This window comes from Herbaspirillum sp. FG34 (genome assembly GCF_057809315.1).
In genome coordinates, this window is sequence record NZ_JBMDJS010000028.1 from 23,012 (window position 1) to 29,511 (window position 6,500).

The window sequence follows — 6,500 nt, forward strand, 5'->3', positions numbered from 1 at the left end:
ACTTGCCAACAACATCACACTCACCGCTGCCGATATGTCGCAAAATCACACCAACCTCTCGCCATTACGGCTCATCCTCGGCTCCAGTTCGGTCTATCGCAAAGAACTGCTGAGCCGCCTCGGCCTGCCCTTCGAGAGCATGGCACCGGACATCGACGAAACCCCGCAACCTGGCGAAACACCCGAAGCCACCGCCCTGCGCCTGGCACGCGACAAGGCCGCCGCCATTGCTGCGCGCGTCGGCCCGGCCCTGGTGATCGGCTCGGACCAGGTCGCCACGCTGGACGGCCTGCAAATCGGCAAGCCCGGCAACCACGCCAATGCCTTAAAACAATTACAACTGATGCGCGGGCGCGAAGTCATTTTTCACACGGCGCTGTGCCTGTGGGATAGCCGCCAGCGTGATGCTGCTGCGGCGGCGCAAGTAGTTAATGTGCAGACGCTAGTACGCTTCCGCGATCTGGATGACACCGAGCTGGATGCCTATCTGAAGATCGAGCAACCCTACGACTGTGCCGGCAGTGCCAAGAACGAAGGCCTGGGCATTGCCATTCTGGAGAGCATCCGCAGCGACGATCCCACCGCCCTCACCGGGCTGCCCTTGATCACCCTGACCAGCATGCTGCGACGAGCCGGCGTGAGCTTCTTCGCCGCCGCTGACGCGGCTCAGTAATTGCAGCTCAGTAATTGCGGCGCGGGTAACCTTCGGCCAGGATGCGCTGCCAGACCACTTCGCGCTGCTCCTTGTCCATGAACACCCATTGCGCCACCTCATCGACGGTACGGCCGCAGCCGCGGCAGACATCGTCGAAGGTGGTGGAGCACACGGCCACGCAAGGCGTGTCGGGGCGCTCGGGCGCGGATGAGACGGCGGACGGCGAAAGAGAGCTGGAAGACATTGAGCGAATCTGAATAGGGAAGATGAAGCATGGGACAAGCGAATTGCCCGGCATCCGGAAAAAACCTTCACTTGCAAAGGCTGCGAGTCCCCCATCTTACCAAGAACCGGTGACGCCCCCCTGCTGATCGAAGGGATAGGCAAAGCCGCCCCCCCCCTTGAGCTCCACGCTCGAATCAACAGACAAAAAAAAGCCCGCGACCATGAGGTGCGGGCTTGAATCCAATTTCTTAAGGAGGAGATTGGAGGAGACAGGTGCAACTATAGCGATGCACCCCGACGGAGTCTGCTTTATTGTGGCAATAGCAGATATTCACGCCCCTCATATCTCACCTCCGAACTGTGCCACAACGGCACCACCCCGGCGCCCCTTCGCCCCTTCACGCTGCGAACCAGACACCTTGCGCAGCAGAGGTCACCGGCCTGGGCGGATTACCGCCCTTGCGGTCACAGGCTTGCAGCAACAGCAGAGCGGATACCAGCAAAATCAGCGCATTCGTTCTCATCACAGCCTCCCGGAATGAATTCTCTTGCACAGAATGCCACCTTCCGCCTGCCCTGCCCGCCTGTCAAGCCGATCAGGCGGCGCTGCGCAGGCTGCCCAGTACGCCAGATGACGGTACGGCACGCGCGGCATCCAGGTTTTTCTCGTAGAGCGCGGCGATCATGTCCGACTGGGTCAGCATGCCAGCCAGCTTGCCGTCGGCCTGCACGACCGGAATCTGATGCAGCCCATCGGCCATGCGCGGCACCAGCTCCAGCAAGGGCGTATCGACCCGGGCGGTGATGACCGGGCGACTCATGATCTGCCCCACGACTTCGGGCTTGTCCGAATGGGAGAACGGCACCCGGTGCAACAAGCGGCGCAATTGCGCCGCCAGCCCGGTGTGCACTTCCACACCGACATGGTCGAGGAAGTCGGTACGACTGACGATGCCGATCACATGCCGGCCGCGATCGAGTACGGGCAAGGCGCGCAGTCGGTGCTGCTGCAACAGGCGCCAGGCCTCGTCCAGACCGGTGGCAAACTCCACCGCCACCACGTCGCGCGACATCACGGCCGCACACAGGGTCTGACCGAAGCGGCGGTGATAGGCCCGCATCTCGGTTTGCAGGAAGATCTCTTCCAGGTCGTCGCGGCCGATGTCGAGCACCTGATTGAAATTCTTCAATACCTCGTCCAGATCGTCAGGCGAGAACCCCAGCCGTGTCATCGGCAATTCATCCCGCGTCTGGTGCGGATGGGGCGCAGCGCTGTGCTGGGCATGCGGATAGCGGCGCCCGCTGGCATTGTTGTAGAACAGGGCCGCAGCCAGCAGCAGCGCCGAATTGAGCAGCACCGGCGAAAGCACGAAGGCATAGCCCATGTCATGCACTACCGGCCCGCCCAGCACCGCGGTCAGGGCGACCGCCCCGCTGGGCGGGTGGATGCAGCGCAGCACGAACATGCCGCCGATGGCCAAGGCAATGGCCAGCGCCGCCGCCAAGGCCGGTTCCTGCACCAGCTTCGCGCAGGTCACGCCGATGAGCGCCGCCCACAGGTTGCCGCCCATGATCGACCAGGGCTGCGCCAGAGGACTGGAGGGGACCGCAAAGAGCAGCACCGCCGACGCCCCCATCGGCGCGATCAGCCAGATGGTGTGTGCTTCGTGCGGCAGCAGCGCATAGCTGATCAGGCCGACCAGCAGAATGCCGAACAGACTGCCGGCACACGCACGCATGCGCTCGAAGCGATCGACGTTGGACTTGGCAGGAATAAAACTTTTCAACCACAGCAAGATAGAATCGGGCATATCCGTTCCGTGACGACGGTTCTCAACACGGCGCGTGGCGTGACAGCGCCCGCACCAACACCGCAATTACATCACAAGATGATATATATGTCCTGCTTACCGCTCTCCGTCCCCCCTCACTGCCCAGGCTTGTTCCGATGAGCGCCGCGCCCCGCCTGCAAAAGGATGATTTCGAGGCCCTGTCGGAATTTCGCTACCAATTGCGCCGTTTCCTGCGCTTTTCGGAAGATGCCGCCCAAAGCGAAGGGCTCACGCCGCTGCAATACCTGTTGCTGCTGCACATCAAGGGTTATCCCGGTCGCGACTGGGCCAGCATCAGCGAACTGGCCGAGCGCCTGCAGGCCCAGCATCATGGCGTGGTGGCGCTGGTAACGCGCTGCGTGAAAGCCGGACTGGTCACGCGCACCCCGGACGACCGCGACAAGCGCCTGGTCCAGGTGCGCCTGACCGCGCTGGGCGAGCAATACCTGCATCGCCTGGCGCAGTTGCACCGCGATGAATTGCAGTCGCTGTCAGGCGTGTTCCAGGTCTCGTACATCTCGGCCTTCAACGACCGCGACTGACCCGGTGGCCGAGTCGGCGCAAGCGGGCTTGTGGATGTCCGCAGCCCGATCGGGGCAAGCTGCTGTTATGCTGGCGACAATTTCTCATCTCGCGCTCCAATGATCCGCAAAACTGCCCCCGCCGCCGCGCCCGTTCGCGCCATCACCAAGGAAGACGTGGCGCGCGCCGCCGGGGTGTCGCACATCACGGTTTCGCGGGTCATCAATACGCCTGAAAAGGTCTCCCCCGCTACGCGCGAACGGGTCGAAGCCTTCATCAGCAGCATGGGCTACATTCCCAACATGCTGGCCGGCGGGCTGGCCTCGCGCCGCACGCGCATCGTGGCGGCCATCGTGCCGACCATCAGCCATTCGATCTTTGCCGAGACCGTGCGCGGCCTGTCCGAGCAACTGAGCCTGCAGGGCTACCAGTTGCTGCTGGGACAGACCAATTATTCGGAAGAAGCGGAAACCGGCCTGGTGGAAGCCTTCATCGGCCGCCGCGTCGATGGCCTGGTGCTGACCGGCGTGCAGCATTCGCTGCGCACGCGCCAGCGCCTCAAGGCGGCCGGCATTCCGGTGGTGGAAACCTGGGACTGGAGCACGCAGCCCATCGACATGCTGGTGGGCTTTGACAACCACGCCGCCGGGCAGGCCATGGGCGAGTATCTGGTCCGCAAGGGCTATCGCCGCATGGCCTTCGTGGGCGGCGACGACCCCCGCGGCCTGGCGCGTTTTGCCGGCATGCGTGCTGCCCTGCTGGCGCAGGGCACGCCCGAGCCGGTGCACCTGGTGGTGCCGATGGGCAGCTTCCTGCAGGCCGGGCGCGAAACCCTCGGTCGCCTCCTGGCCTTGCAACCTGACATCGAGGCCGCTTTCTTCAGCAACGACGTCATGGCCGCCGGCGCCGCGCTGGAATGCGCGCGACGCGGCATCGCGGTACCGCAGCGCATGGCGCTGGCCGGTTTTGCCAATCTGGAGATCGCAACCGAAGTCCTGCCCGCGCTCACCACGGTGCAGATCAGTGCGCACCAGATTGGCCTGACGGCGGCCGAGATGCTGCTCACCCGCTTCGACGGCCAGCCAGTCCCGCAGCCCGTCTGCGACCTCGGCTATTGCATCCTGGAACGCGACAGCGCCTGAGGCTCAGGGCTCTTCCAGCTCTTCGCCCGCCAGTTCGACCCGATTGCGCCCCAGACGCTTGGCCCGATAGAGGGCGATATCGGCACGCTTGGTCAGTCGGTCCAGCGCCTCGCCAGCGGTCAGGGCCGCCACACCGAAACTGGCCGTGACCGTGATCCGCCGCTCCTGCTCGACCTCGAACACGCGCGCCTGCAGCGCCGCGCGCAGCTTCTCGGCCACGGCGGCGGCCTGCACCAGGTCGGATTCGGGCAGCAGGATGATGAATTCCTCGCCGCCGTAGCGCGCCAGCACATCGACCTTGCGCAGCGACTGCGCCACGCACTGGCTCACCCCGATCAGGATGGCATCGCCGGCCTGGTGGCCGTAGGTATCGTTGATACGCTTGAAGTGGTCGATATCGAACAGCACCACCGACACCGCCCGTCCGTAACGCCGCGCCACACCCAACTGCTGGTCGGCATGGGTATAGAAGGCGCGCCGGTTCAGCACACCAGTCAGGAAATCGGTGTTGGAAGAAGCCTGCAATTGCGTGATCAGAGCCTCACGCTCCCTGGCCAGGCTGTTGCGCTCACCCATGCGCTGCTTGAGCACGTGCAAGGCGCGCATCATGGCGCCGATTTCATCCTGATGGCGCGCCTGCGGAATCTCCTGCTCCAGCTTGCCCTCCACCAGGCCAGCGACCAGATCGGTGGCCTGCACCAGCGGACGCACCACGCGTCGCGCGATAAGCACCATGAGCATCTGGAAGAACAGGCAGGCCAGCAAGGTCAGGCTTACCACCAGGATCAGCAGGTCGCGGGCACGGGTGCTGTGGCGCTCGGCCTGCTCCAGCAGATCACTCATGAGCAGGTCGCGCAGATCGGTGATGGACGCCATCTGGGGGACGTAGAACTTGAGAAGATCGTCGGGCGTGACGCCATATTCACCGGCCTTGAGCCCGATCTGCAGCAAAAAATCGAGGAACTGGAAGCCGCTGTCGAAATATTCCTTTTCCACCCTGTCCACGGCCGAGGCGAATGCGGGATCGCGACTGTAACTGGCCACCTGCCCGGCAATGAAGGTCCGCAGCAACTCGATGCGCCCGTAGAGACGCCCGATCTCGATGACTTCATCCTGGGTCAGCTGGCGATGCGCGATCAGGGGTGCGACGAAACGGGATCCCACCTGACCTGCATATTCGCGCAGGCTGGCGACCGCGCGCACGGCCGAGAGGCCATCGCGCAGCAAGGGATCGGCCCGGTCAGCCTCGTTGCTCAGATCGCTGACCACGCGCACCATCAGCGGCAGCAGATCGACCATGCTGCTCACGGCGGCCACCACCAGCACGTCGCTGCGATCTTGCGGCGCCAGATGCGCCACCCGGTCGACATTGGCGCGCGCCGGGCCCAGCCCCTGCTGGACCAGGCGCACCTTGTCCAAGGCCCATGACTGGCGCAGCCGCGGATCGGCCTCCAGCGCCGTGCGCAACTGACTGAGAGCCGCATCGCTCTGGGTACGGGCATTGACCAGCCTGGCCTGCAGTGGCGCTGCAAGGGGCGCTCCGGCTCCCATGGCGGCATTGGCCGGGCCGCGCTCGGCGGAAATCTTTTCCATGGCCAGCAGAGCCAGGCGCAGCTTGCGCAGGGCCGGCACACTGTTGGCACCGCTGCGATAGGTGTTCCACTCCATCCAGACCAGCGCTAGCGCGAACGCCAGAAACAGCGTCAGCAAGGCAATCGAGATCAGACGGAACAGACGATTCAGGGACATGATGAGCCCGCCATGAAAAGCAAACGCAGATACATGAGACGAATATATCAAGCTGCAGCCAAGGACGGCGCGGCCAGGTCGCGAGCGGGAAGAAATGTTGACCAGACTATCGCGGCGACGCCACGAAACCGGGAAAGCCCTCCCGGCAGATGGGACGAGGCTGGTGCGCACACGATGTTCTCCCCCTCGAAAAACATCCACTACGCAGGAAATGACAGTCGCGGCAACGCAATGCGCCCCGCGCGGAACCGACGGGCAAAAAAATAAGGCCCTGAAAAAATCAGAGCCTTATCTCTACAACTGCTACAACCTGCAAGCCAACTGGCGGAGAGGGTGGGATTCGAACCCACGGTACGGGAAACCGTACGCCTGATT

At 63.8% G+C, this 6,500-nt stretch carries 6 protein-coding genes; 3 read left to right on the plus strand and 3 right to left on the minus strand.

The window, feature by feature from the left end:
- Nucleotides 1-34: 34 nt before the first annotated feature.
- Complete coding sequence (locus ACODSZ_RS22180) at nt 35-673, plus strand: Maf-like protein (protein ID WP_175342396.1); 639 nt, start codon at nt 35-37, stop codon at nt 671-673.
- Nucleotides 674-680: 7 nt separating this feature from the next.
- Here the strand turns inward: ACODSZ_RS22180 and ACODSZ_RS22185 are convergent, their stop codons facing one another.
- Both ACODSZ_RS22185 and ACODSZ_RS22190 read right to left on the minus strand, forming a co-directional pair.
- The gene (locus ACODSZ_RS22185) at nt 681-899 is read right to left on the minus strand and encodes a DUF1289 domain-containing protein (RefSeq protein ID WP_034350195.1); all 219 of its coding nucleotides are present in this window, start codon (nt 897-899) and stop codon (nt 681-683) included.
- 577 nt (nt 900-1,476) lie between these two features.
- A complete protein-coding gene (locus tag ACODSZ_RS22190) occupies nt 1,477-2,691 on the minus strand; it encodes an HPP family protein (RefSeq protein ID WP_488928544.1) in 1,215 nt (404 codons plus the stop codon).
- 137 nt (nt 2,692-2,828) lie between these two features.
- On the opposite strand from ACODSZ_RS22190, the gene ACODSZ_RS22195 reads away from it, so the two are divergent.
- Nucleotides 2,829-3,254: a MarR family winged helix-turn-helix transcriptional regulator gene (locus ACODSZ_RS22195; protein WP_008327948.1), complete on the plus strand. Its 426-nt coding sequence runs from the start codon at nt 2,829-2,831 to the stop codon at nt 3,252-3,254.
- A gap of 99 nt (nt 3,255-3,353) precedes the next feature.
- A complete protein-coding gene (locus tag ACODSZ_RS22200; protein WP_241822528.1) occupies nt 3,354-4,376 on the plus strand; it encodes a LacI family DNA-binding transcriptional regulator in 1,023 nt (340 codons plus the stop codon).
- A gap of 3 nt (nt 4,377-4,379) precedes the next feature.
- Here the strand turns inward: ACODSZ_RS22200 and ACODSZ_RS22205 are convergent, their stop codons facing one another.
- A complete protein-coding gene (locus tag ACODSZ_RS22205; RefSeq protein WP_488928545.1) occupies nt 4,380-6,125 on the minus strand; it encodes a GGDEF domain-containing protein in 1,746 nt (581 codons plus the stop codon).
- Nucleotides 6,126-6,500: the final 375 nt, after the last annotated feature.